The 25,656-nt window shown below is 59.3% G+C and carries 22 protein-coding genes and 2 tRNA genes; 8 read left to right on the top strand and 16 right to left on the bottom strand.

The window, feature by feature from the left end:
* Positions 1-9: 9 nt before the first annotated feature.
* Complete coding sequence (locus PRZ01_RS04425) at positions 10-2,130, bottom strand: type IV pilus assembly protein FimV (protein ID WP_273595546.1); 2,121 nt, start codon at positions 2,128-2,130, stop codon at positions 10-12.
* Positions 2,131-2,410: 280 nt separating this feature from the next.
* Between PRZ01_RS04425 and PRZ01_RS04420 the strand changes: the two genes are divergently transcribed.
* The gene (locus PRZ01_RS04420) at positions 2,411-3,115 is read left to right on the top strand and encodes a Crp/Fnr family transcriptional regulator (protein ID WP_273595545.1); all 705 of its coding nucleotides are present in this window, start codon (positions 2,411-2,413) and stop codon (positions 3,113-3,115) included.
* Between the two features lie 67 nt (positions 3,116-3,182).
* Entirely contained in the window at positions 3,183-4,262 is a 1,080-nt protein-coding gene (locus PRZ01_RS04415) for a phosphotransferase (RefSeq protein WP_273595544.1), read from the top strand.
* 29 nt (positions 4,263-4,291) lie between these two features.
* Here PRZ01_RS04415 and PRZ01_RS04410 read toward each other — a convergent pair whose 3' ends face one another.
* A complete protein-coding gene (locus PRZ01_RS04410; RefSeq protein WP_273595543.1) occupies positions 4,292-5,035 on the bottom strand; it encodes a hypothetical protein in 744 nt (247 codons plus the stop codon).
* A 99-nt stretch (positions 5,036-5,134) separates the two neighbouring features.
* Between PRZ01_RS04410 and PRZ01_RS04405 the strand changes: the two genes are divergently transcribed.
* Positions 5,135-5,836, top strand: a complete 702-nt coding sequence (locus tag PRZ01_RS04405) for a glutathione S-transferase N-terminal domain-containing protein (protein WP_273595542.1) — start codon at positions 5,135-5,137, stop codon at positions 5,834-5,836.
* 72 nt (positions 5,837-5,908) lie between these two features.
* Here PRZ01_RS04405 and PRZ01_RS04400 read toward each other — a convergent pair.
* The 3 genes from PRZ01_RS04400 to PRZ01_RS04390 all read right to left on the bottom strand — a co-directional run bounded on the left by PRZ01_RS04400 (position 5,909) and on the right by PRZ01_RS04390 (position 8,404).
* Positions 5,909-5,985: transfer RNA gene (locus PRZ01_RS04400), tRNA-Arg, on the bottom strand.
* Positions 5,986-6,108: 123 nt separating this feature from the next.
* On the bottom strand, positions 6,109-8,100 hold the full coding sequence (locus PRZ01_RS04395) for an OPT family oligopeptide transporter (RefSeq protein WP_273595541.1): 1,992 nt from the start codon (positions 8,098-8,100) through the stop codon (positions 6,109-6,111).
* Positions 8,101-8,327: 227 nt separating this feature from the next.
* Positions 8,328-8,404: transfer RNA gene (locus PRZ01_RS04390), tRNA-Pro, on the bottom strand.
* 287 nt (positions 8,405-8,691) lie between these two features.
* On the opposite strand from PRZ01_RS04390, the gene trxA reads away from it, so the two are divergent.
* The 4 genes from trxA (at position 8,692) to PRZ01_RS04370 (ending at position 12,781) form a co-directional block, all read left to right on the top strand.
* Complete coding sequence (trxA, locus tag PRZ01_RS04385) at positions 8,692-9,021, top strand: thioredoxin TrxA (protein ID WP_273595540.1); 330 nt, start codon at positions 8,692-8,694, stop codon at positions 9,019-9,021.
* Between the two features lie 271 nt (positions 9,022-9,292).
* On the top strand, positions 9,293-10,558 hold the full coding sequence (rho, locus tag PRZ01_RS04380) for a transcription termination factor Rho (RefSeq protein ID WP_058719438.1): 1,266 nt from the start codon (positions 9,293-9,295) through the stop codon (positions 10,556-10,558).
* A gap of 141 nt (positions 10,559-10,699) precedes the next feature.
* Positions 10,700-10,957 carry a type B 50S ribosomal protein L31 gene (locus PRZ01_RS04375; protein WP_273595539.1) on the top strand — a complete coding sequence of 86 codons (258 nt, stop codon included), beginning with the start codon at positions 10,700-10,702 and terminating at the stop codon, positions 10,955-10,957.
* Between the two features lie 174 nt (positions 10,958-11,131).
* A complete protein-coding gene (locus PRZ01_RS04370; RefSeq protein WP_273595538.1) occupies positions 11,132-12,781 on the top strand; it encodes a hypothetical protein in 1,650 nt (549 codons plus the stop codon).
* Positions 12,782-12,845: 64 nt separating this feature from the next.
* On the opposite strand, the gene phoR is transcribed toward PRZ01_RS04370, so the two are convergent.
* The 7 genes from phoR to pstS all read right to left on the bottom strand — a co-directional run bounded on the left by phoR (position 12,846) and on the right by pstS (position 19,747).
* Complete coding sequence (phoR, locus tag PRZ01_RS04365) at positions 12,846-14,228, bottom strand: phosphate regulon sensor histidine kinase PhoR (RefSeq protein WP_273595537.1); 1,383 nt, start codon at positions 14,226-14,228, stop codon at positions 12,846-12,848.
* Positions 14,229-14,299: 71 nt separating this feature from the next.
* The gene (gene phoB / locus PRZ01_RS04360) at positions 14,300-15,001 is read right to left on the bottom strand and encodes a phosphate regulon transcriptional regulator PhoB (RefSeq protein WP_273595536.1); all 702 of its coding nucleotides are present in this window, start codon (positions 14,999-15,001) and stop codon (positions 14,300-14,302) included.
* A 51-nt stretch (positions 15,002-15,052) separates the two neighbouring features.
* The gene (phoU, locus tag PRZ01_RS04355; protein WP_273595535.1) at positions 15,053-15,760 is read right to left on the bottom strand and encodes a phosphate signaling complex protein PhoU; all 708 of its coding nucleotides are present in this window, start codon (positions 15,758-15,760) and stop codon (positions 15,053-15,055) included.
* Between the two features lie 106 nt (positions 15,761-15,866).
* Complete coding sequence (gene pstB / locus PRZ01_RS04350; protein WP_273595534.1) at positions 15,867-16,652, bottom strand: phosphate ABC transporter ATP-binding protein PstB; 786 nt, start codon at positions 16,650-16,652, stop codon at positions 15,867-15,869.
* 18 nt (positions 16,653-16,670) lie between these two features.
* Positions 16,671-17,555 carry a phosphate ABC transporter permease PstA gene (gene pstA, locus PRZ01_RS04345; RefSeq protein WP_273595533.1) on the bottom strand — a complete coding sequence of 295 codons (885 nt, stop codon included), beginning with the start codon at positions 17,553-17,555 and terminating at the stop codon, positions 16,671-16,673.
* Positions 17,552-18,565 (bottom strand): phosphate ABC transporter permease PstC, encoded by a 1,014-nt coding sequence (pstC, locus tag PRZ01_RS04340; protein WP_273595666.1) that lies wholly within the window; start codon positions 18,563-18,565, stop codon positions 17,552-17,554. The genes pstA and pstC overlap by 4 nt, the downstream gene beginning before the upstream one ends.
* Positions 18,566-18,706: 141 nt before the next feature.
* Entirely contained in the window at positions 18,707-19,747 is a 1,041-nt protein-coding gene (pstS, locus tag PRZ01_RS04335; RefSeq protein ID WP_273595532.1) for a phosphate ABC transporter substrate-binding protein PstS, read from the bottom strand.
* Between the two features lie 197 nt (positions 19,748-19,944).
* On the opposite strand from pstS, the gene PRZ01_RS04330 reads away from it, so the two are divergent.
* Positions 19,945-20,448, top strand: a complete 504-nt coding sequence (locus PRZ01_RS04330) for a fasciclin domain-containing protein (protein ID WP_338111449.1) — start codon at positions 19,945-19,947, stop codon at positions 20,446-20,448.
* Between the two features lie 116 nt (positions 20,449-20,564).
* Here PRZ01_RS04330 and glmM read toward each other — a convergent pair whose 3' ends face one another.
* The 4 genes from glmM to PRZ01_RS04310 form a co-directional block, all read right to left on the bottom strand.
* A complete protein-coding gene (gene glmM / locus PRZ01_RS04325; RefSeq protein ID WP_273595531.1) occupies positions 20,565-21,896 on the bottom strand; it encodes a phosphoglucosamine mutase in 1,332 nt (443 codons plus the stop codon).
* A gap of 50 nt (positions 21,897-21,946) precedes the next feature.
* Positions 21,947-22,813: a dihydropteroate synthase gene (folP, locus tag PRZ01_RS04320; RefSeq protein ID WP_273595530.1), complete on the bottom strand. Its 867-nt coding sequence runs from the start codon at positions 22,811-22,813 to the stop codon at positions 21,947-21,949.
* Positions 22,814-22,879: 66 nt separating this feature from the next.
* Entirely contained in the window at positions 22,880-24,784 is a 1,905-nt protein-coding gene (gene ftsH / locus PRZ01_RS04315; RefSeq protein ID WP_273595529.1) for an ATP-dependent zinc metalloprotease FtsH, read from the bottom strand.
* A 184-nt stretch (positions 24,785-24,968) separates the two neighbouring features.
* On the bottom strand, positions 24,969-25,655 hold the full coding sequence (locus PRZ01_RS04310; RefSeq protein ID WP_273595528.1) for an RlmE family RNA methyltransferase: 687 nt from the start codon (positions 25,653-25,655) through the stop codon (positions 24,969-24,971).
* Position 25,656 lies beyond the last annotated feature (1 nt).

Raw genomic sequence — 25,656 nt, 5'->3', positions numbered from 1 at the left:
ATTCCTGAATCAGTGCTTTGGCGGTAAAGGTTCATCCAACAAGATGTCCACGCCATGCGCTGCGAGCTTGGGGTTGGGATTGGGCTGTGCCTGCCAGACCATGGTGGCCATCAACGCCGCAGCAGCACTGCCGCTGCGGCTGTCTTGCCCGCCAAGCGGCAGGAACAGATCCACATCCTCGCTGCGCACCTCATGCTCGGACAAATCACGCGCCACGCTGTAAAGCATCAGCAATTCGCGGTAGGCCGGCAAATCAAAACCGCCCGCCCCGACATCACCTGAAGCCAATAGCTGCTGGAGCGTAACCATGCTGGCATTGGCGTCCGCCCACTGAACTTGCAAGAGTTGCATGGCGTCCGGATAGTCCTCAAGGCGCCGGCCCTTGTTCATGTCCTCACCCCAGACCGGAGCCTTGGCGCCGAATCGCACGGAGAAAGTTGAGGCAATGTCGGAGAACCCTTGCGCGTTACCCTGCTGCTGATAGATTTCCAGCAACTTCAAATAGGGCAAGGCATTGCCGCTGCCGTTGCGAATCTGCTCATGCAGCAAATCCGCTGCCGACTCCATTTGCCCGAGCACCATGAAGAAGTCGACTTGCTGCTCGAGATCAATCAGCAACTCAACGCTGAGCGGCTGATTACGCCCGCTGGGCAACCCAGCATCCGTGCGCTGCAACGTGTTTGGAGACGGCGCTGCCGCGGCCACCTCAGCATCAGCATCAGCATCAGCAAGTAACTGAACACTTACAGGCTCAACGGTCGAATCAGCCGAACTGGAATCCTCAATCTGTGAAGGCCTCGCCGCAACGCTTGGCGCGGGAATGGGCAAGGTGTCGAACTCCATGCGATACGGCAGCACCAGCGTCGAGTCATCGCCGGTTGCCGTCAGCGGCCGTGCCGCGACGGACGCAGCAGACGGGTCAACGGGGGAGCCAACAGAAGAATCTGCAGGAGAGGCGGCAGGCGCAGTTGCCGCCTTTGTGGGCAAGCCCGTGCTCACCGCAGGCGAGCGTGAACTCACAGACTGCACTGCGGCTGCGCTACCCGCTGATGCGACGGATGCATCAGCCGACGCCTGCCACCACACCTTGTCACGCATGGCTCGCTCGTCACGGCGGCTGCGCCAGAGATGGAAAACAGCAGCACTCAAGGCGAGCACGGCCAAGCCAAGCCCCGCCATCCAGGTACCTTGAGAACCTTCGCGCTGCGCGGCCTCAAGCTGAGCACGCAGCACCTGCAAACGGGCCTCGGCCTCCAACTTATCCAGCCGCATGCGTGCCAAATCTTCTTCCACTTTTTGCAGCCGATCCAGCGCGGCAGCATTGGCGCCGTCGGACGCCGCTGGGCTGGGCTGAGAAGCCGCCAATGCTGCTGCGGACGCTGTTGCTGCCGCCATCAACGCGGGGGCCGCCGGTTCAAGCGGCTCCAAGCGTAGCTTGGCTTTTTCATGCGCGCCTGACTTGGCCGACAAACCGGACTTGTCGGTTTTGGCGAGCTCGGTCGTTCGTTGCGAGTGCCGAGGACGGGCCTTCGCTGAAGCGACCGTTGGCGTTGGCGTTGGCGCTGGCGTTGGCGATGCTGAAGACGCCTCACCGCTCACGGTGGAGCGTGGATCCTGCGCCGGAGGCGTGGCTACAGGAACAGGCGCCTGATTGCTCAAGGCCGACTGCATGGCGGGGGACAATTTGCGCGGACTCGGCGCATCATCAGTGACCAACTCGGCGTTGCCTGCGCGGTCTGGCGGGTCAATCAACACGCTGTACTGGCGCGTCAATCGGGAGGGGCACACGAGGCTGAGGCGCACGTTGACGATAGGCTCGTCCAAAGGTTGCGTGCTCGACACTCGCAGGCCCCGCACCGTACTCTCGCTATCTCCAAGCAACTGCACCCGCAACTGCGTCGGCAACAGGCGCGTCTCACCGGCATAAATCTCAACCTGCACGCACTCCGCGCTCAGGCTTTCACCCGCGTTCAGGCGCACAGGAAAGGTCAAGCTGAGCGGCTGACCCAGTGCTGATTGCGCGGAGGGGCGATCAACACCCAGGGCATTTGCGGTGCCAACCCCAAGGGTTGACAGCCAAACCAGCGCAGACAAGGCTGACGCGAGGGCGCGCAAAGGTTGAGGAGGCACTTCGAGTTTCCGGTCCACGCCAGTGTAAGAATTTGTTTTTTGCACTCTAGCATGGCCAATCCGAACGACCAGCCTCGACGGACGATCAAATGGCGCAGAGTTACCCTTCATTTGTGCTCAAACGACACACCGGTCCCGGCGCGATGCCCTTCGAAATGAACTCCCGCCTATGCTGGCGCCAACGCCAACGCCAAGACTGCTGTGCGAGCACAGCGGTCGCCAAGCTCATGGACAATAGACAAATCACGGCAGCGCCCCGCTGTCACATCAGCGACTCAGCATGAATACCACGGTTCTTACAATTCCTGAACGCAGCAATATCGAAACGGGTTCGTGGTTTTCCAAGCTATCACCGGCGCTTCGCAACGACATCCTTTCCCGTGCCTCCGTTCGCAGAGTGCCCGATGGCACTTTGCTGGGCTGCCGGGGCGAATCTGCCGAAGAATGGCTGGGCGTGGCCAAGGGTGCCGTGAGGGTGAGCTCGGTATCGCTGGCGGGCAAGCAGGTGTCCCTCACCTATGTCGAACCGGGCACGTGGTTCGGCGACATTTCATTGTTCGACGGCTTGCCGCGCACGCACGACGCCAGCACCCATGGCGACACGACTTTGCTGATTGTGCGGCGCCCCGATTTTCGGGAGTTGCTGCAGCAGCACACCGAACTGTACGACGCGCTGCTGCGGCTGAACTGCCGGCGGCTTCGCTTGATGTTCGACACCGTCGAAGACCTCAACACCCGCCCGCTGGCCTCTCGGCTGGCAAAACAGATTTTGCTGCTGGCTCGCTCCTACGGCGTGCCTCAGGGGGAAGAAATCCGCATCGGCCTGCAGTTGGCACAAGAAGATCTGGCGCAACTGCTGGGCGCCTCCCGCCAACGCGTCAACCAGGAGCTCAAGGGCTTCGAGCGGCAAGGCGCCGTGCGCGTGGAGCCGACGCGACTGGTGGTACTGAGCAAAGACGCGCTGCTGGCCATTGCCGGCCGCTGAGGTCCAACTTCAAGCCTTTCGCTGTTGTTGGGTTGCCGATCAATTCAACTACAACGTAAAGCGATTCATGGACGACGCCTTCATCGGAACACGTGCCCCAACCCAAGCCCTCGATCTGATGGCATTGGGTGCCTGGCTTCAAGCCCATGTGGCAGGATTTTCCGGGCCCTTGAGCATCGAGCAGTTCAAGGGCGGGCAATCCAATCCCACCTACAAATTGATCACGCCGGGCTGCAGCTATGTGATGCGCAGCAAACCTGCGCCGGTGGCCAAACTGCTGCCTTCAGCGCATGCCATTGAGCGTGAATTCACGGTCATGCGCGCCTTGGCGGACAGCGACGTGCCGGTACCTCGCATGCTCGCACTGTGTGAGGACGAGTCCATCGTGGGCCGGGCCTTCTACATCATGGAGTTCATGCCTGGACGCGTGTTGTGGGACCCAGCATTGCCCAGTATGACGCCCGATCAACGGGCCGCCATTTACGACGAAATGAATCGCGTGATCGCGGCGCTGCACACGGTCAATTTCGCCGCTTGCGGGCTGAGCCAATACGGCAAACCCGGCAACTATTTCGAGCGGCAGATCGGGCGCTGGAGCAAGCAGTACCTGGCCTCGGTGACCGCGCCGATTCCAGCCATGGATGCATTGATTGAATGGCTGCCAGCCCACATTCCTGACTCAGCCCGCGACGAGCGCGAAGTGGCCATCGTGCACGGAGATTTTCGCCTCGACAACTTGATGTTCCACCCCGAAGAGCCGCGGGTGCAGGCAGTGCTGGATTGGGAGTTGTCCACGCTGGGGCACCCCCTTGCCGACTTCAGCTACCACTGCATGTCTTGGCACATCCAGCCCTCGGGTGCGGCGCGGGGCCTGGGTGGCAGGGATCTGGCGGCGCTGGGGATTCCGGATGAGCGCGCTTACGTTCAACGTTACTGCGAACGCACGGGCCGCACGGATGTCGATCTGGTGATGCGCGACTGGAATTTTTATCTGGCCTACAACCTGTTCCGCATCGCCGCAATTTTGCAAGGCATTGCCAAGCGCGTGGAGGCGGGCACGGCCGCCAGCCAACAGGCGCGTGAAGCCGGCGCCGGTGCGCGCCCGATGGCGGAGTTGGGTTGGAAGTTTGCGCAGGCAAGCCGATAGACGATCAGCCGACTCGCCGTGCGCGTCCTTCAGTGGCGCGGCGAGTTCTCTTCGGGGCTGGAACTGTGCCAGGCCACCGAGGTGGTGGTGGGCCAGGGCCCGCGATCAGACAGTTTGCTATTGATGCGCGAAGCCTCACGGCAAGCCGCCTCAAGCAGACGGACCAGGGCCTGTATCTTGGCCAGCGAAGGCTCTGCCATGGCCGTGCGCAGATAAACATTGCCACGCATGGTCATGAGAACGAAGGGGTGACCGTCGGGTAGCAGATCTTGACTGGACTGGGCCAACAACGGACCCAACTCGCCCTCCAGCCATTCAGTGGTCAACTCCTTGTTGACACCCAAGGCACCAAAGCGCTGCCGCACCAGCTTGGATTCGATGCTGCTTACTTTGGGAAACATCACCAGCCAGCGCATTTCTTCGGGCGTATCGGTATCGACACGCGTTTTGAGGGTGTCGGTGTAGGCCTCGAACACGGTGCGCTCAAGCACCTCCATCAATTGCTTGCACAGCACCATCATCTGCAGGTCACTGTGCAGCCCTAACGCGCACCGCATGCGGAGTTCTGTCCCCTCGATATAGGCTCGCTGAGAAGCCCCCCATTCAATGCGCAGGCTACCCGGCGTGGCCTTGGACTGATCAATCAAAAAGCCTTGCCCGTCACGCGCCAAACGGAATTGCCCGCCCCGGCTTTCTGCCCAATCGTGGATGGGCCGCCAACGCGCTGCGTTTGCTCGGGCAATCAACCAGTGTTTAACTTGCTTTAAAAACATGAACTAGCACAATGGGTCAGGTACGCCGGCGCCGCGTCACCACGTTGAGGACGCCGCGCCGGCCGAGAAGCAGATTTCAACAAATGACAGGTGGCAACAATGCTTGATCTTTACTCATGGGCGACGCCCAATGGTCACAAAGTTCACATCATGTTGGAAGAATGCGGTCTGCCCTATAAGGTGATCCCCGTGGACATCGGCGCTGGCGCCCAATTTGAACCCAAATTTCTGGCGCTCAGCCCCAACAACAAGATTCCAGCCTTGGTGGACAGCGATGGTCCGGACGGCCAGCCGATCCATCTTTTCGAGTCAGGCGCCATTCTGCTTTACCTGGCGGGAAAAACCGGCCGTTTTCTGCCCCAAGACACCTGTGGAAAATATGAAGTACTGCAATGGCTGATGTTTCAAGTGGGCGGTGTGGGCCCCATGCTCGGCCAAGCGCATCATTTTCGTCTCTACGCCCGAGAAAAAGTCGACTACGCCATCCAGCGCTACACCAGTGAAGCACAACGGCTTTACAGCGTGATGAACAAACGCCTGGCCGTCAGCAAATACATCGGAGGGCCGGACTACAGCATTGCCGACATCGCCATTTTTCCCTGGCTGCGCTCCTGGAAAAATCAGGGCGTGACCTTGAATGACTACATCCACCTGAAAGGATGGTTTGACGAAATAGCCGGACGGCACGCCGTGCAACGCGGCCTGCGGGTGCTCGCCGACCAACGAAAACCGCTGCAGGATGACCTGGCGCACGAAATCTTGTTCGGCGACACCCAAATCAAGCAGCACAAGCCCACCTGATATTGCCCTTCACAGGGAAGCTCAAAAGCCGGGCGAGCCAATCGCGCGGGGTGGGAGCAAAGGGTAGAAATCTGGCCCGACCAGCAAGAATCGAACTTGCAACCGCCCGCTTAGAAGGCGGGTGCTCTATCCAGTTGAGCTATGGTCGGTCACCGGAGAAGCAAGGTTCTCACGGGGTCGTGATTGTGCCATGGCCCTGCCAGTGGGGCCCGCCGCCATGTGAAGCGACGGCAAAGCGGCTCAGCGACCAAGGGCCGCCGGCCCGGCGGCGATCAGCCCAGCATCACGTTGATGATGGCGTTGCCGATACCCATCAGTGCGGCACCCGAGATCAGGCCGGCGCAAATGGGCTCGCAGCCCTCCACCCAAAACCGATGCCCCGAGGTGCCTGACGTCTTGTTGCGCAAGCCCATCCACCAGAACAAAGCAGCGCCCAGCCACATCGCAAAAACTGACTCCGGCGGCAGCACCACGCCCAAGCCAATGGACACCGCCGACAAGGGGAAGCGGCCCTTGAAAACGATGCGGGCAATCTCGATCGCTGCGGCACTCACCCCGGCCACCAGCATCGCCACCAAGGCGGAGGGCGGCAGGCCCTTCAAGCCCTTGGCAATGATTTCAGCCACGCCCTTCCATTGCAACGCGGCAGGCATGGCAAACTGCTCGGAGACCAAGGTCGAGGTTGAACGCAAGCCCTGGGCATCTGCCGGCAAGAACAGCAAGAAGTACAAAGGCACGCAAGCCAGCACGCCCGCGAGGATGCCGATCACATGACCCATAGCCTGATGACGCGGCTTGCCTCCCAACATATAGCCAGGCTTGATGTCAGACAACAAATTGGCCGCATTAGAGGCCACCTCGGAGGTCATGCCAGCGGGCAACAGGTTGCTGGCTGGATTGCTGCGGTCGATCGCCCCCATGGTGAATTGCGTGATCTTGGCCAGAGCACCCGTAGGTGTCCAAGAGGTGAGCGCCATGGCATTGGTGCAGATCACGGTCAGCACAAAAATCAAGGGCAGCGACACCAGGGCCAGCAGCCAAGGTACGCCGAAGAAGGCATGCGTTGCCCAGGCACCCAGCCCACTGAAAATCGGTACGCCGACATAAGACACCCACAGCGGCACCTCAATGTCCGCCAGCAAGTCCGCCCCCGAAGCGGCAATAGGCGTCTTTGACTTGCCCAGGTTCTTGAACGCGCTGGTGAACAACTCAGGCTTGGACAGCAGCCCCACCAACGCGCCAACCACCATCATGGTCACGCCCCACCACATGGACCATTGATTGACAATTTCAGCGCGCGAAATCGGCACAGTGGTGCCGTTGGCTGTTACACGTTGAACGATGTCGCCGGCTTGAATCATCAGCGGCGCAAGAATCACGAAGTTGATGAAACCGCCCAGCAACACACTGGTCGCCACCGCCATACCCATCAAACCGCCCACGCCCACCATGGCCGCGTCGAGCGTGAAGCGCAAGCCCAGGGCACGGATGTCGGTGCCGAGGATTTTGGGAATCCATAAATCTGCCTTCACGGCAGCCTGGTAATAGTAGGTGTCCAAACGCTCATGCAGCGTCCAAGGCTCTTTCATACCGGCCCACTGGTCCATGCGCAACAGCTTGAACTGCAGCACCTTCATCCAGCCATCGCTCACCGACGCCTGGTACAAGGCCGTGGCACCGGCTACCCAACCCAGTAAGCGCGCCTTGAACACGCCCTCGCCCGCATCGCCGTTGTACAAAGAGTCCAGCACCACACCGCTGGCGCGCCCCTCGGGAAACGGCAGTTGCTCTTCATTGATGAAACGGCGCTTCATCGGGAAGGCCACCAGCACACCCAGAATGGCGACAACAATGATCCAGATCATCATCTGCCACCAGGGAATGATGCGATCGGTGATCAACATATAGGCCGCCAAGCTCGAATAGAGCGGCGCCACCGCATAGCCCGCCGCCGTGGCGATGGACTGCGTGCAGTTGTTCTCAAGAATGGTGTAGTCGCGGGTCAGGCCACTGCTGCTCAATGCCCGAAACAGGGCAAATGACAGGATCACCGAAGTCAGGCCAACGCCGATGCCGATGCCCGTTTTGCCGCCGATGTACAAAGACGTGGCCGCCAACACCGCACCAAGCAGAAAACCCGTGAAAGCCGACCGCAAGGTCAGTTGAGGCATGTCACCGCGGTAGATATTGCGAAACCACCATTCGTCTTTTTGCGCCCGCGTCCAATCGCGAATCTGCTCTTCAGTCAGCTGTTGAATTGCCATGTCATTGTTCTAGGTTGAGGGCCATTGTGGTGGCCTATCCTTGAGAGGCTCGTTGGGAGCCGTCGTGCGTCTTGGGTCGGTAAACCCACAGCGGCACAGTATCGATATCCAAGGGTTGATGCGATAGGCGAGAAAACCCACACCGCTCACTCGATCAATTTCTTCGCTTCAGATATGAAAAAACCCGTTGCAAGCGATGGCCTGCAACGGGTTGATCATTCAGTTCTTGGTCGGGGCGGCGGGATTCGAACTCGCGACCCTCTGCTCCCAAAGCAGATGCGCTACCAGGCTGCGCTACGCCCCGACTAAGACCATTATTCTAGCCTGAATTTTCAACCCATCTGAAACAAATTAAAAATTTATTCAAAAAGCCATCACGGCACAGACCCCAAGCCGGCGGACCACACCCGGATCCCACACGACTCACCGGGCACTGCACAACGCATTAGCACCGATCAAATGCACACCCCGCCGGACCGGGCTTGCCCTTTGTGTCAAAATCATCCAGCACCCAAAAACGTTTTGCGGTGCCCGCCTTACCCAATAGCGCGACAACGCCACGGCAGCAGTCGGCCCGCCCAAGGACAAGCAATGAGCAGTGAACTGATCAAACATATTTCCGACGCATCTTTCGACACCGACGTCATCAAGGCTGGCAAGCCCGTTCTGGTGGACTACTGGGCCGAGTGGTGCGGCCCCTGCAAGATGATCGCCCCGATCCTGGACGAAGTCTCCAAGGACTACGGCGATCGCCTGCAAGTCACCAAGATGAATGTGGACGAAAACCGTGAAGTGCCCGCTAAGTTCGGCATTCGCGGCATCCCGACGCTGATGTTGTTCAAGGACGGCCAACTGGCCGCCACCAAGGTTGGCGCCTTGAGCAAGACCCAGTTGACGGCCTTCCTGGACGCTAATCTATAATCATCCGAAATTGCCGCTGCGGGTTCCTGGTTTGAAAAGCCAGATTGGCCCCGACGCCCAGGAGGCTCGCAGCATTCGCAATTTGCCAACACGCCCAGCCCGTCGGCTTTGAATGACGCTGGCGCGTGGACTCGGCAACCAAGCTCCCGCATTTTCTTTGTGCCTTTTTGATGATCTCGACTTCGGTCAGATCGCAAAAAGCTGCGCGGGTTGCCGAAGTATCTGTCACTGATTCTTGGCAGAATTTTTGACCCCTAACGGGTGTTCACCCATGCATCTTTCCGAACTGAAAGCGCTCCACGTCTCTGAGCTCATCAAGATGGGCGAGGCGCTTGAGATCGACAACGTCGCTCGCATGCGCAAGCAAGAGTTGATGTTTGCCATCATGAAGAAGCGCGCCAAAGCTGGCGAGCAGGTGTTCGGCGACGGCGTGCTTGAAGTCTTGCCTGACGGCTTTGGCTTCTTGCGCTCCATCGACGACAGCTATATGGCGTCGACCGACGACATTTACCTGAGCCCTAGCCAGATCCGCCGCTTCAACCTCCACACCGGCGACATGATCGAAGGTGAAGTGCGCGTTCCCAAGGATGGCGAGCGCTACTTTGCGCTGGTCAAAGTCGATCGCGTCAACGAACTGACGCCCGAGGAGAGCAAGCACAAAATCATGTTCGAGAACTTGACGCCCCTGTTTCCCAGGGAGCCGTTCAAGCTTGAGCGCGACAACTTCAAGGGCGAAGAAAACATCACCGGCCGGATCATCGACCTGATCGCCCCCATCGGCAAAGGCCAGCGCGCCCTGATCGTCGCGCAACCCAAGACCGGCAAGACCGAGATGATGAAGAGCATCGCGCACGCGCTGGTGGCCAATCATCCCGAGTCGCACCTGATCGTGCTGCTGGTGGATGAACGTCCCGAAGAAGTGACCGAGATGATCCGCACCGTCCGCGGCGAAGTGATCAGTTCCACCTTCGACGAGCCGGCCGCCCGCCACGTACAAGTGGCCGAGATGGTGATCGAGCGCGCCAAGCGCCTGGTCGAGCTCAAGAAGGATGTGATCATCCTGCTGGACTCCATCACCCGCTTGGCCCGCGCCTACAACAACGTCCTGCCCTCATCGGGCAAGGTATTGACCGGCGGCGTGGACGCCAACGCCCTGCAGCGCCCCAAGCGCTTCTTTGGCGCGGCCCGCAAGGTCGAGGAAGGCGGCTCGCTGACCATCATCGGCACGGCGCTGATCGACACCGGCAGCCGCATGGACGAGGTGATCTACGAAGAGTTCAAGGGCACCGGCAACTGCGAAATCCACCTGGATCGCCGCATGGCCGAGAAGCGCGTTTACCCGTCGATCCTGATCAACAAGTCAGGCACGCGCCGTGAAGAGTTGCTGCTCAAGCCCGAGATCCTGCAAAAGAGTTGGATCCTGCGCAAGCTGCTCTACAACATGGACGAGATCGAAGCGATGGAGTTCGTGCTCGACAAAATGAAGTCCACCAAGAACAACCTTGACTTCTTCGACATGATGCGTCGAGGTGGTTGATGGTGGCAAAGGCCCGCCACGGCGGGCCACGCGGCGGGGCTTTCGCCCTGCCTGAAATTTTTGCTATAATCCGCGTTTTCCTCCGCCAGCAAGTGCGTCACATGGTGTGGCGTGGCTACCGGCACTGCTGAGAGACATCCCATGAAAGACGGCATTCACCCCAACTACCGCGAAGTTTGCTTCGTGGACCAATCCAACGGTTTCAAGTTTGTTACCCGCTCGACCATGGGCAGCAAAGAAACTGTGAAGATGGAAGACGGCCGCGAACTGCCGTTGGTCAAGCTGGAAACCACCAGCGAGTCCCACCCCTTCTACACCGGCCAGCAAAAGAGCATCGACAATCTGGGTGGCCGCGTCGAGAAGTTCCGCAACAAGTTTGCAGGCTTCGCCAAGAAGTAATTCATTCATCGGCTCCTTGCGGACCGTCGAATCTCAAAAAGGGCAGCTCAGGCTGCCTTTTTTTCGTCCACGCTTAGCCACAGCAAGCCCGGTTGAGACAACCTCAGCGCACATGACCTTGAAAATCTACGGCATGATGCCGAGTCTCCTGACGTCCATAACAACAATTTCCGAGTGAATCTACCGACCCCTGCCATCGTTGCTGAACGCGGCGCCCAGCGCATGCCCAGGCTTGCCTTGATCTTGCTCTGCGCGGCCTATGTATTGCCTGGCCTGTTTGGGCGGGAACCCTGGCGCAATGCCGATCTCAGCTCCTTTGGCTTCATGGCCAGCATTGCGCAAGGGCACGCGCCTTGGTGGGCTCCCAATATTGCCGGCCTTCACGCCGAGGGCGGCCCGCTGCCCTACTGGGTGGGGGCGCTGGCCATCAAAGCACTTCCCTGGGTGGAGCCCGCACTGGCGGCGCGCCTGCCCTATGCCCTGATCCTGGTGCTGGTGCTGATCCTCACTTGGTACAGCTGCTTTCACCTCGCACGCACCGAGGCGGCGCAACCCGTTGCTTTTGCCTTTGGCGGTGAAGCCCAGGGCGTGGACTACGCACGTGCATTGGCCGATGGCGGATTGCTCGCGCTGATCGCCTCCTTGGGCTTGTTGCAACTCGGCCACGAAACCACGCCTGAACTGCTGCAACTGTTGGCCAGCTCCTTGTTTCTGTACGGTTTGGCTTGCGCGCCGTTCCGGCATGTCAAAGCCCGATGGGCCGTGATGTTGTCTTTGCCCGTGCTGGCTGCGAGCGGTGCACCCGCCGTGGCCCTGGCCTACGCAGCCGTTGGTGCGCTGCAGTGCCGAAATTCGAGTTACGAGCAGGTTCGCGAATTGGCGCTGTGGATTCTGGTGTCCGGTATGTTGGCGGCCCTCAGCGCTTGGGAATTCAATGCCTGGGCATGGCGCGTCAACGTCATTGTTGAGGCCAATACGGCCTTGGACTTCCTGAACCTGGTGGCATGGTTTTGCTGGCCGGCATGGCCGCTGACCTTGTGGACGCTGTGGCGCTGGCGCGCCCATTGGCGCCACCGCCATATTTTTGCCCCGTTGAGCCTGGCGCTGCTGGCCTTGTTGACCTGCGTGTTGATGGACAACTCCGACCGCGCATTGCTGCTGGGCTTGCCGGCATTTGCGGTGCTGGCGGCCTTCGCACTACCCACGCTCAAGCGGGGTTTTGCGGCAGCGATGGACTGGTTTTCGGTGTTCTTCTTCAGTGCGGGCGCCTTGTTCTTTTGGGTGTATTACGCCTCCATGCAATGGCGTTGGCCCAAGACGCCGCTGATCAATCTGCGCCGCTTGGCTGAAGGGTTTCAGCCCGAATTCAATGCCCTGGCGTTGGCGGCTGCCTTGGCCGCCACGGCGGCCTGGATCGCCCTGGTGCGATGGCGCACAGCGCGGCATCGCCATGCGCTGTGGAAGAGCTTGGTGCTGCCCGCAGGCGGCGTTGCCTTGTGCTGGTTGCTCGCCATGAGCATCTTGCTGCCCTTTGCCGACTACACGCGCAGCGACCGGCCCTTGGTTCAGCGATTCAGTGCCCATATACCGCAGGCCGTCAACTGCATCGCCGCGCCTGAAGAGTCGCTGGCAACACTGGCTGCACTTGAATTCCGGGGCCATTGGCCGGTGGATGCACAAAGGCCCATTGCAGCGAGCGACTGCGACTATGCCTTGCTGAGAACCACGCAGGCCATTCCGGACGGCTGGGTTTCAGTGGCCACGGAGCGCCGCCCCTCAGACCGTGAAGACAATTTCAGGATTCTGAAAAAGGCCCGTCCCTGAATCCATAAGAACCGGGCGGAAGCCTCACCGCCTTGCAGCAGTGTGGCGGCAATTCATCAAACGATCAGGCCCGGTCGATGCTCACAGACTGGGGTTCTTCCAGCCAAACTGCAGCTTCGACACCCAGCGCCGTTTCATGGCAGGAGCGCACGCGTGTGGGCGGAAAGTGCAGCTTGAATCTCGAGCCCTTGCCTACCTCGCTGTCGATTTGCAGCTCGCCACCGTGCCGCTGAACGACATGCTTGACGATGGACAAGCCCAGACCGGTGCCACCAGTCTCCCGGGAGCGACTGCCATCGACCCGGTAGAAACGTTCGGTCAGACGCGGTAAATGATCGCGTGAAATTCCTGGTCCCGTGTCCGCCACGATCAACTCACCTGCACCGTCAGCGAGCCGACGCCAGGTCACCTCAATCTGACCACTTGACGGGGTGTAACGCACGGCGTTGGTGACCAGATTGGCGGCTGCGCTCAACAACTCTGACTCGATGCCAGCCAACTCGGCACCCGTGTCTTGCGCCACCACAATGGCATGCCTGCCCGCGGACAAAGCCAGTGCGTCTGAGTTAATACGGGCCAAGATCGTATCGAGTGAAACCCAGCGATCGGGCGCGGGGCGCGGGCTTCCCTCCAATTGCGCCAGTGTCAGCAAGTCACTGACCAAACCCTGCATGCGCTGCGTTTGCTGCCCCATCAGGGTCAAAACACGTCGACGCTCAACCTCGGTCAGCGGCAAGGAGTTCATGGTTTCGATGAAGCCCGACAGCACGGTCAGTGGCGTGCGAATCTCATGCGACACATTGGCCACGAAGTCGCGCCGCATCGCATCGGCACGCTCCCGCTCGGTGATGTCCTGCGACAGCACCAGCTTCATGCCCTCACCGTAACGGCGAATCAGCACTGACAGTGTGCCTTGGCCACGCACATTGCTCAACTGCATGGATTGCTCGAACTGGCCCGCTTGCAGGAAGGTCACGAAAGCCGGCATGCGAACCAGATTGGTGATGCGCTGGCGGAGGTCTCGCTGCGCGTCGAGCGAGAAATGATCTGCACCGACTCGGTTGCACCACAGAATGTGATCCTGCGCGTCCAACATCAGCACGCCGTTGGGCGATGCTTCAATGGCCGAGAGGAATTGCTCCAGTTGCAGCCGCTCGCGGGCGAGCATTTTCTCGCGATCACGCACCGCACGCTCCATGCGGTAACCCAGTTCACCCCAAAGGCCAGTGTCGCGCGGGGCGCTGTCCGTCTGCGCGCCGCGCAGCCAGCGCAGCAGCCGATGACTGCGCAGCGCATCAATCAACACCAGCGCCCCTACGGCGGCAGCGGCGCCTAGCGTCTCAGCAATCAGCGGCCAATCAAACAACTTGCCGGCCCAAAGGCCAACCAAGGCACCCAGGCTGACAGCCAGGGCGGCCAAGACGAAACGAGGCAACAGCCAACTCACGGCGCTTCCCGGTTGATAGTTCGGTGGATGTTTGCGGATGTCGATGCAGACGAATCACCCGGCGGGATGACTCAGGCCTGCAGCATGTTGACCTGCTGGGTCAGGCGATAACCTGCACCCCGCACGGTTTCAATCATGCGTGCGCAATTAACGCGCTCCAGCGCCTCCCGCAGGCGCTTGACGTGCACGTCAACGGTTCGCTCTTCAATGAACACGTGATCGCCCCAGACACGGTCCAGCAACTGCGAACGGCTATGCACCCGCTCCGGATGGGTCATGAGGAAATGCAGCAGGCGGAACTCGGTTGGGCCGAGCTTGACTTCAGCCCCTTCGCGGCTGACGCGGCGCGTGCCTGGGTCCAGATTCAGACCGCCGATTTCAACTTGCGAATCCAGCGCCTCGGGCGCTTTGCGTCGCAGCACGGCGCGAATACGGGCCAACAGTTCATTGGTCGAGAACGGCTTGGTCAGATAGTCATCAGCGCCTGCATCCAAGCCGGAGACCTTGTCGGTTTCTTCAGCCCGCGCCGTCAGCATGATGATGGGCAACTCCTTGGTGCGCAACGCGCCGCGCCATTGGCGAGCCAGCGCCAAACCGGATTGGCCCGGCAGCATCCAATCCAGCACCACCAGGTCGGGCAAAACGCGGTCCACCTCGTACTGCGCTTGATCGGCGCTTGAAGCCAAGGTGACATCAAAGCCCGCATGCCGCAGATTGATCGAGATCAGTTCAGCAATGGCGGACTCATCTTCCACCACAAGAATTCTGCTCATTGTTATTCCCTTTTCCCTGTTCCCTGTTCCGTTTTGCGCGTTGAAGCCGGTTCAACGAACCATGGTTTCAACGGCTTCCGGCGTGTTGTGACGAACGTCGGTCCCCTTCACCACATAGATGATGACCTCGGCCAAGTTTTTGGCGTGATCACCCACACGCTCGATGGCCTTGGCGACGAACACCATGTCGATGGCCGAAGAAATAGTGCGCGGGTCTTCCATCATGTAGGTGATCAACTTACGCAGGAGCCCATCAAACTCCTTGTCGATCTGGTCGTCTTGCTTGAGCACTTCCACTGCGCGCTCCACGTCCAGGCGAGCAAAGGCGTCCAAGGCCTTGCGCAACAGGGCCGTCGCCAATTCCGCCTCAAACGCCAGGTCTGACATGGGCAAACGCAGGCGGCTGGAAACTCCTGAATTGACCAGGCGCTGCACCGTGCGGGCAACGCGTGCGGCTTCATCGCCCACCCGTTCGAGATTGGCAATGGTCTTGGAGATGGCGATCAACAAGCGCAGATCCCGCGCGGTAGGTTGGCGGCGCGCGATGATGCTGGAGAGATCACGGTCAATTTCGACTTCCATCGCGTTGACCTGCTCTTCTTGCTTGAGCACGCTGTTGGCGATATCGCTACTGAAGGAAGTCAGGGCCAGCACAGCCTGGGCGACCTGCGACTCCACCAGCCCACCCATTTCCAAAACGCGGGTCGAAATACCGCTCAGTTCAGCGTCAAATTGCGTGGAGAGATGTTTGTCACTCATGGCGAAATCCTGAATCAATGGCGAGGCGGTTTGGGTCCGGCCTCAGTCCCTGTCAAAGGTTGGCGGCATCCGACAAAGCCGCCTCAATGTCATGCGCAGATGACGATCAGCCGAAACGACCGGTGATGTAGTCTTCTGTGTCCTTGCGCTTGGGCTTCATGAACAATTCCGCCGTGGGGCCGAATTCGATCAAGTCGCCCAGATACATATAGGCCGTGTAATCCGAGCAGCGGGCGGCCTGCTGCATGTTGTGCGTCACGATGGCCACCGTGTAATCGCTCTTGAGCTCATGGATCAACTCCTCGATCTTGCCGGTGGAGATGGGGTCCAGGGCCGAGCAAGGCTCGTCCAACAGCAAAATTTCAGGCTTGATGGCGATGCCGCGGGCAATGCACAAACGTTGTTGCTGGCCGCCCGACAGGCCCGAGCCGCTTTGGTTCAGCTTGTCTTTCACTTCATTCCAGAGCGCCGACTTCTTCAACGCCCATTCCACACGCTCATCCATTTCGACGCGGGGCAGCGTCTCGAACAAGCGCACGCCAAACGCGATGTTGTCGTAGATCGACATGGGGAACGGCGTAGGCTTTTGAAAGACCATGCCGATCTTGGCGCGAATCAGCGAGACATCTTCCTTGCTGGTCAAGATGTCATTGCCGTCCAGCAGGATCTGGCCTTCGGCGCGCTGCTCGGGGTACAGCTCGAACATGCGGTTTAGCGTGCGCAGCAGGGTCGATTTGCCGCAACCTGACGGACCGATGAAAGCCGTGACCTTCTTTTCCGGAATGTCCAGATTGATATTCTTCAGCGCAAGAAAATTGCCGTAATAGAAATTCAGATTGCGAACCGAGAGCTTGGCCCGCTCGGTGACGGGCATGTCAACTTTGGCATCCATGATGGTGTTCTATTCCGCTCAGTGCTTGTTCTTGAAAAATACGCGCGCCAGGATGTTCAGCAGCAGCACGCCAATGGTGATGATGAAGACGCCAGCCCAAGCCAGCTTCTGCCAGTTCTCGTAAGGGCTCATCGCGAACTTGAAAATCGTCACCGGCAGGCTGGCCATCGGCTGGCTCATGTCGGATGTCCAGAACTGATTGGACAGCGCCGTAAACAGCAGCGGTGCGGTTTCACCGGAAATGCGCGCAAGCGCCAACAAAATGCCGGTCAACACACCGGTTCTTGCAGCCTTCAGGGTGACCGAGGTGATCACCTTCCACTTGGGCGTGCCCAGGGCATAGGCCGCTTCGCGAAGCGCATTGGGAATCAGGCTGAGCATGTTCTCGGTTTGGCGAATCACCACCGGCATCACGATCAGGGCCAAAGCCATCACGCCAGCGATGCCTGAAAAGGAATGCATGCGGGCCACGACCAAGCCATAGATAAACAGGCCCACCACGATGGACGGCGCGGACAACAAGATGTCGTTGATGAAGCGCACCGCGCTACCCAACCAAGTCTTTTGGCCATACTCAGCCAGATAGATGCCGGCGAGGATACCAATGGGCGTGCCAATCAGGGTCGCCAAACCCACCATCGCGACAGAACCAAAGATGGCATTGGCCAGACCGCCAGTTTCCGCCATCGGAGGCGGAGTCATTTCAGTGAAGGTTGCGAGATTCAAACCGCCCATCCCTTGGCGGACGGTTTCAAACAAAATCCACAGCAGCCAGAACAGGCCGAACGCCATGGACGCCATCGCCAGCGTCAAGGCAATCGCATTCACACGCTTGCGTTTGCGGTGCATGGCCTGCCGACCGGCATTCATGCCGGCGGGTGTCGAGTTGGCGGCGGTGCTCATGCGCGCGTTCCTTCATTCTTCTTCAAACGAGACAACAGAACCTTGGAGCAGGCCAACACCACAAAGGTGATGAAGAACAGCACCAGGCCCAGATAGATCAACGAGGCCTGGTGAAGGCCCTCTCCGGCTTCGGCAAATTCATTAGCCAGCGCCGACGTGATGCTGTTGGCCGCTTCGAAGACCGAGAGCGAGTTCAGCTGATTCATGTTGCCGATGACGAAGGTCACCGCCATGGTTTCACCCAGCGCACGGCCCAAGCCAAGCATGATGCCGCCCATCACACCTGTCTTGGTGTACGGCAGGACAACACGCCACATCACCTCCCAGGTGGTGGAACCCAGGCCGTAAGCCGACTCTTTGAGCATGGCCGGCGTGACTTCAAACACATCGCGCATCACGGCAGCGATGAAGGGAATGATCATGATGGCCAAAATGATGCCGGCCGACAAAATACCGATACCAACAGGCGGCCCGGACACCAACGAACCCAACACCGGCACGCCAGTCAGCAAGCTCTGCAAAGGTTGTTGCACATAGGTGGCCAAAATGGGGCCAAACACCAACAGCCCCCACATACCGTAGACGATGGAGGGCACGGCCGCCAACAATTCAACCGCGACACCCAAAGGACGCTTCAGCCAGGTGGGCGACAACTCCGTCAAAAACAGGGCGATGCCAAAGCTGACCGGGACCGCAATGACCAGGGCGATCAGCGAGGTCATCAAGGTGCCATAGATCATCACCAAGCCACCGAACTTCTCCTTGACGGGGTCCCATTCGCTGGTCCACAGAAAGCTCAACCCGAACTCACGGATCGCCGGCATGGCGCCGATCAAAAGAGAAATCAGGATGCCAACCAACAGCGCAAGAGTCAGCCACGCAGCCCCGTGGGCCAGGAAGGCAAACACCGTGTCAGCCCAAGGGGCCACCTTGCGGCGTGACGGCGGATTGCTCTGAGGCTGGGTCTTCGCAGACTCTGAGCCCGATTCAAATTTGTTGGCAGGAAGTATTGCGGCCACAGGGCCTCCGCAGGCGATGCGTTGAAAATGGAATTACAGACCGATGACGCGGCGAAATCCGGGCAGCCACTCACACGGCCGACCCGAATTCCGGTTGAGCAAGAACACCAATGCTCTCGCCCCAGTCCACGATTACTTGTAGGAAATCGCTTTGCCCGAAGCGTCCTTCAGATTGGCGGCCCACTGCTTGTGAATCAACTCTTTGACAGCGGCGGGCAAGGCCACGTAGTCAAGCTCGTCAGCAATTTTGTCGCCGTTGGTGTACGCCCAATCGAAGAACTTCAGCGTGCTCACTGCAGCAGCGGGCTTGTCTTGTTGCTTGTGCATCAAGATGAAGGTCGCGCCGGTGATGGGCCAACTGTCCTTGCCGGGCTGCTCGGTCAACACTTGGTAGAAGCTCTTGGCCCACTCGGCACCTGCTGCAGCGGCCTTGAATGCATCGTCATTGGGGGCCACGAATGCGCCAGCCTGGTTGCGCATCAGCACAAACGACATTTTGTTCTGCTTGGCGTAAGCGTATTCAACATAGCCGATGGAGTTCGGCAGGCGCTGAACATAGGACGATACGCCCTCATTGCCCTTGCCACCCGCACCCGTGGGCCAGTTCACTGCCGTGCCCTCACCCACCTTGGCCTTCCAGTCTGCATTCACCTTGGAGAGATAGTTGGTGAACAAGAAGCTGGTGCCCGAACCGTCAGCGCGGCGAACCACGGCGATGGCTGCATCCGGCAAAGGCAAACCTGGATTCAAGGCCGTCAGCGCGGCATCATTCCACTTGGCGATTTTGCCCAGGTAGATGTCGCCCAACACTTGGCCGGTCACACGCAACTGGCCGGCATTGATGCCCTTGATATTGACAACGGGCACCACGCCACCGATCACGGTCGGGAACTGGATCAGGCCGTCTTTGGCCAACTCATCGTCCTTCAACGGCGCGTCGGAGGCACCGAAATCGACCGTCTTGGCTTTGATTTGCTTGATCCCTGCGCCCGAGCCAACAGACTGGTAATTGATTCGAGCGCCGCTGGCCTTGTTGTAGGCATCTGCCCACTTGGCATACACAGGCGCAGGAAACGATGCACCGGCACCAGTCACATCTTGCGCCTGAACCACCGACACAACAGCCAAGGCTGCCGCGAAGACAAGACCTGTACGAACGTGAGCAATTTTCATGAGCGACCTATCACGATGAGGGTTAACGTTAGGACGCATCCTATGACCCAAATATGACGCTACCGTGACACATTCCGACATGACAAACGCCGGAGGGTCAAATATTACAGTCAAAAGGATGGACACAATTCATTCATTGAAGCGTCACATTGTCTGCATAAGCTCTCGCCATCCAAAATTTTCAAGGGGATTTGACGATGATGAACGCCGTGCGCCGCAACTTGGCCTTGTACAGCTCCATTCTTTTGATTGCAGGCCTGAGCGCCTGCGCCACCACTCCCGTACCCCCAGCCCCCACCACGCTGGCTGAGACCCTGGCCCGTCAAAGTCAACTCAGCACCTTCAATCGTCTGATCGAACAAGCCGGCCTGCGAGACAGCCTCAATGGTGCTGGCCCGCTGACCGTTCTGGCTCCGTCAGACGATGCATTTAAAGCGGTACCGGCCCAAGCGCTAGACGCCTTGAGCCAGAACCCCGCCCAATTGAAGGCGGTGCTGAACTACCATATCTTCCAGGGCAAGATGCTCGGGTCGGATTTCCAGAACGGAACCGTCAAGACCCTGAACGGCGCCACCATTGCCACGGCCCGCGCGGGCACCTTCCTCACGGTTGAAGACGCTGTGGTGCAGCAGACCGACCTGGTCGCCACCAACGGTGTGGCCCATGTGATCGACCGCGTTTTGATGCCGGCCAAGAAGTAAAGCACTGCACAGATGTCTGGCGTCTGACGCAAGCAGGCAGGCGGGCATCTGTACAAAAAAAGCCACTGGCGAGCATTCCAGTGGCTTTTATTTTTCAGATCCAGCGCTTACAACAATCAGGCATTCACCGCCCGGACCAAACGCTCGGCACATTGCTTGGCCACGGCGGCGTCGCTGGCCTCCACCATCACGCGCAATAGCGGCTCCGTTCCGGAAGCGCGGATCAACACGCGGCCCCGTCCCGTCAGTTCGGCCGTCACTTCAGCTTGTTCTTGAGCCAAGCGCGGGTTGCTCTTCCAATCTTGCCCCGCCTGCAAACGCACATTGATCATGGTTTGCGGAAATAACTGAACGGGCTCTAATTGCTCCGCCAAGGACCGACCGGTGCGGCTGATGGATTGCAGAATCAGCAAGGCGCTGACGATGCCGTCGCCGGTGGTGTGCTTATCGAGTGCCAGCAAATGGCCTGAGCCTTCCCCGCCCAACTCCCAGCCCCGGGCGTTCAACTCCTCCAGCACATAGCGGTCACCCACCTTGGCGCGCACGAACTCGACGTCCAAGGCCTTGAGCGCCAACTCCACTGCCATATTGGTCATCAAGGTGCCCACGGCCCCTGGCACCCGCAAACCCTGACCCAGGCGGTCGGCCACCATCACGTAAAGCAACTCGTCACCGTTGTAGAGGCGGCCCTGTGCATCCACCAACTGCAGGCGGTCGGCGTCGCCATCCAAGGCCACACCGTAATGGGCGCCATGCTCCCTGACCGCCGCAACCAGAGCGGCCGGTGATGTCGCGCCGAAACCGGCATTGATATTGAAGCCGTCCGGGCTACAGCCTATGGAAATAACTTCAGCACCCAGTTCATGAAACACATCAGGCGCCACGTGATAGGCCGCGCCATTGGCCGCGTCCACCACGATCTTCAAACCTTTGAGAGTCAGATCAGAGCCGAAGCTGTTTTTGCAGAACTCGATGTAACGCCCACGCGCATCGGCAATGCGGCGCGCTCGGCCCAGATTGGCCGAATCGATCCATGAAGGTGCGTCCTCCAAGGCAGCCTCAACCGCCAGCTCCCAAGCGTCGGGCAACTTCTCGCCGCGTGCTGAAAAGAACTTGATGCCATTGTCGGCAAACGGGTTGTGCGAGGCACTGATCACCACCCCAAGGTCTTGGCGCAATGCCCGGGTGAGATAGGCAACGCCCGGCGTTGGCAACGGGCCGGTCAGCAAGACATCAACACCCGCCGAGGCAAAGCCAGCCTCCAGCGCGGATTCGATCATGTAGCCAGAAATCCGCGTGTCCTTGCCAATCAGCACGCTCGGGCGGCCGCCCTTTTTGCGCAACACCTGGCCCACCGCGTGCCCGAGTCGAAGCATGAAATCCGGCGTGATAGGCGATTGGCCCACCGTACCGCGAATCCCGTCAGTGCCAAAAAACTTACGGCTCATAGAACACATACTCCTGAAGATTGACTGCTAGCGAACATTGTCGGCCAAGTTCATGACACGCCTTGCGCACCAGGCTCTGACCCATCCCACGGCTTCGTTGTCGCCTGAAACACCTTGACCGCGTCCACGGTGGCGGCCACATCATGAACCCGCAAAACGGCTGCACCCCGCACCAAGGCTAACAACCCGGCCGCCAAACTTGCGGACAAGCGCTGATCAACGGGGCGCCCGACTACATCACCCAGCGAGCGCTTGCGCGACCATCCCACAAGCAAGGGATAGCCCAAATGCAGCAACTCGCTTTGCCGATTTAGCAACTCGAAATTCTGCGCTGTCGTCTTTGCAAAACCGTAGCCCGGATCCAGCACGATGCGCTCTGCGGCAATGCCCGCCACGCGCAAGGCCAAGGCACGCTCAGCCAAGAAACTCGACACCTCAGCGACCACGTCGACGTAGCCGGTGAGTTGGTGCATGGTGGCGGCGTCTCCGCGCATGTGCATGGCACACAAACCCGCACCGGTGGCTGTTGCAGTGATGACAGCCATTGACTCGGCTGAACGAAAGGCATGGATGTCATTGATGATGTCGACGCCAATATCCAAAGCCCGGCGCATCACCTCGGGCTTGCACGTATCGACAGAAACCGGCACCGCCATCGTCAACGCCGCTTGCAGCACCGGCGCCAAGCGGGACCACTCCTCGTCAGCGGTTAAGGTGCTCGCACCCGGCCGGCTCGACTCCCCGCCAATGTCCAGAATGTCAGCCCCCTCAGCGACTAGGCGCTCGCAGTGTGCAATGGCTGAACCGGTATTCGCGTAATGCCCACCGTCGGAGAACGAATCGGGTGTCACATTCACGATGCCCATGACGCGCGGACGGTCGAGGTTGATTTGAAAGCGTGTCGTTTGCCAGGCCATGAAAACGTGCCGTAAAAAAGAAAAGGCCAGTCTGTGCAGACTGGCCCTTGAATCCGAGGCGGAAGATCAGGCCGCGGCGGGTGCGCCGTCCGGCTTCACCGGAGGCGGCGTGCCGTCCGACTTGCCACCGGCTGGAAGGGTCCAATCCTTGGGCAAGCGGGGCGGCTTGCCCGACATGATGTCTTCGATTTGATCCGCATCAATGGTCTCAAACTCGAGCAAGGCCTTGGCCATCGCATGCATCTTGTCTTGATTGTCTTCGATCAGTTTGCGAGCAATGCCGTATTGCTCGTCAATGATGCGGCGGATAACCAAGTCGACCTTGCGCATGGTTTCTTCAGACATGCTGGTGGTTTTGGTCACCGAGCGGCCCAGGAACACCTCGCCCTCGTTTTCCGAATACACCATCGGGCCCAACTCATCGGTCATGCCGTAACGGGTCACCATGTCGCGAGCGATCGAGGTGGCGCGTTCGAAGTCATTGGAGGCACCCGTGGTCATCTGGTTCATGAACACTTCTTCAGCGATGCGGCCACCAAACAACACCGAGATGGTCGACAGCATGCGCTCTTTATCGAGGCTGTAACGATCACCCTCGGGCAATTGCATGGTCACGCCCAACGCACGGCCACGCGGGATCACCGTGACCTTGTGCACCGGATCGGTCTTGGGCATCAAGCGCGCAACCAAGGCATGACCCGCCTCGTGATAGGCCGTGTTCTTGCGCTCTTCCTCGGGCATGATCATGGACTTCCGCTCAGGGCCCATCATGATCTTGTCTTTGGCCTTTTCAAAGTCATTCATCTCGACCACACGACCACTGCGGCGAGCAGCAAACAGCGCGGCTTCATTGACCAGATTGGCCAAGTCAGCGCCCGAGAAGCCGGGCGTCCCACGTGCCAGGATGTCAGCGCGAATGTCCTGCCCCACAGGCACCTTGCGCATGTGCACATTGAGGATTTGCTCACGGCCACGCACATCAGGCAGGGTCACATAAACCTGACGGTCGAAACGACCGGGGCGTAGCAGCGCCGGATCCAGGATGTCGGGGCGGTTGGTCGCCGCCATGACGATCACGCCCAGATTGGTTTCGAAGCCATCCATCTCCACCAGCATCTGGTTGAGGGTCTGCTCACGCTCGTCGTTACCGCCGCCCAGGCCAGCACCGCGATGGCGACCGACCGCGTCGATTTCGTCCACGAAGATGATGCAGGGCGCACTCTTCTTGGCTTGCTCGAACATGTCACGGACACGGGCTGCGCCCACGCCAACAAACATTTCAACGAAATCAGAACCCGAGATCGAGAAAAACGGCACCTTGGCTTCGCCGGCGATGGCCTTGGCAAGCAAGGTCTTGCCGGTACCCGGAGGGCCAACCAGTAACACCCCGCGCGGAATACGGCCACCCAGCTTCTGGAATTTTTGCGGGTCTTTCAGGAAGTCGACCAATTCCTTGACTTCTTCCTTGGCCTCGTCACAACCAGCCACATCGGCAAAGGTCGTGGTGTTGTTGGCCTCGTCCAGCATACGTGCTTTGGACTTGCCAAAGCTGAACGCCCCCCCTTTTCCACCGCCCTGCATCTGACGCATGAAGTAGACCCACACGCCGATCAGGAGCAGCATGGGACCCCAGCTGATCAGCATATTGATCAGGAACGAGGGCTCTTCACGCGGCTTCACATCAAATTTGACACCCGCGTTGCGCAGGTCACCCACCAGACCGCGGTCAAGGTAGGTGGCAGTCACGCGCAACTTCTTGCCATCGTTGGTTTCAGCCAAGATGTCGGTACCCGCGCCACCCTCTTGCAGAGTGACGGACTTGATGCGGTGCGCCTGAACTTCGTCAAGAAATTCCGAATATCCAAGCTGATTGCCTTGGCTTGCACCTCGATCGAACTGTTTGAAGACAGTGAACAGCACCAAGGCGATCACTATCCATACAGCCACCTTCGAGAACCACTGATTGTTCACCGCGACTCCTTCATTCAATTCGGCCCGTTTGCAGTTTTGCACGCGCGCAAGCTGTCACACCTACACGCTTTGCTGCTCTATGCACGGCATATGGGGTTGATTCTATTGCAGTCAAGGGCTGAAGCTGCTTTTACCTTGTGGGCAAACCCCTAGAAACAGCCGACTTTTGCCGGGCCGTAGCGGTTTACCGCCCACGCGTCGGCGACTTCAGGCCGATGCCGATCAAAAAAGTTTCCGAGGACCGGTCGCGCGAGGCTTTGGGTTTGATCGGCTTGACCTTCTTGAAAGTGGCCTTGAACAATTCCACCAACTGCGTGTAGCCGCTGCCATGAAACACCTTGGTCACCAAGGCGCCCTCTGGCTTCAGGTGATGCTGCGCGAAGTCGATCGCCAGTTCGACCAAACCCGCAATCCGAGCAGCATCCGAGCTTTCAATGCCGGAGAGATTGGGCGCCATGTCGGACACCACCAAATCAACGGCGCGCCCGCCCAGCGCGTCTTCCAGCGCCTTCAAAACAGCCTCATCCTGGAAGTCGCCTTGAAGGAATTGCACGCCCTCAATAGGCTCGCAGGGCAACAAATCAAGGCTGATGATGGTGCCATTGAGTTGGCCGACCGCCGCGCCACCCGTGCCAGCCTCCTTGGGGGCAAAGCAACGCCGAAGATATTGGCTCCACGCCCCCGGCGAGGCGCCCAGGTCGACCACCACCTGGCCGGGCCGCACCAACTTCAATTCTTCGTCAATTTCCTTCAATTTATAGGCTGCGCGAGCCCGATAGCCATCTCTTTGGGCCATCTTGACGTAAGGATCATTGATGTGATCGTGCAACCACGTCTTGTTTAGTTTCTTGCTTTTTGTTTTGATCTTCATG

It is taken from the genome of Roseateles koreensis (assembly GCF_028595305.1).
GTDB classification, from domain to species: domain Bacteria; phylum Pseudomonadota; class Gammaproteobacteria; order Burkholderiales; family Burkholderiaceae_C; genus Paucibacter_A; species Paucibacter_A koreensis.
The sequence above is the reverse complement of the archived record's forward strand: the minus strand, read 5'-3'. Positions and strand labels throughout refer to the sequence as shown.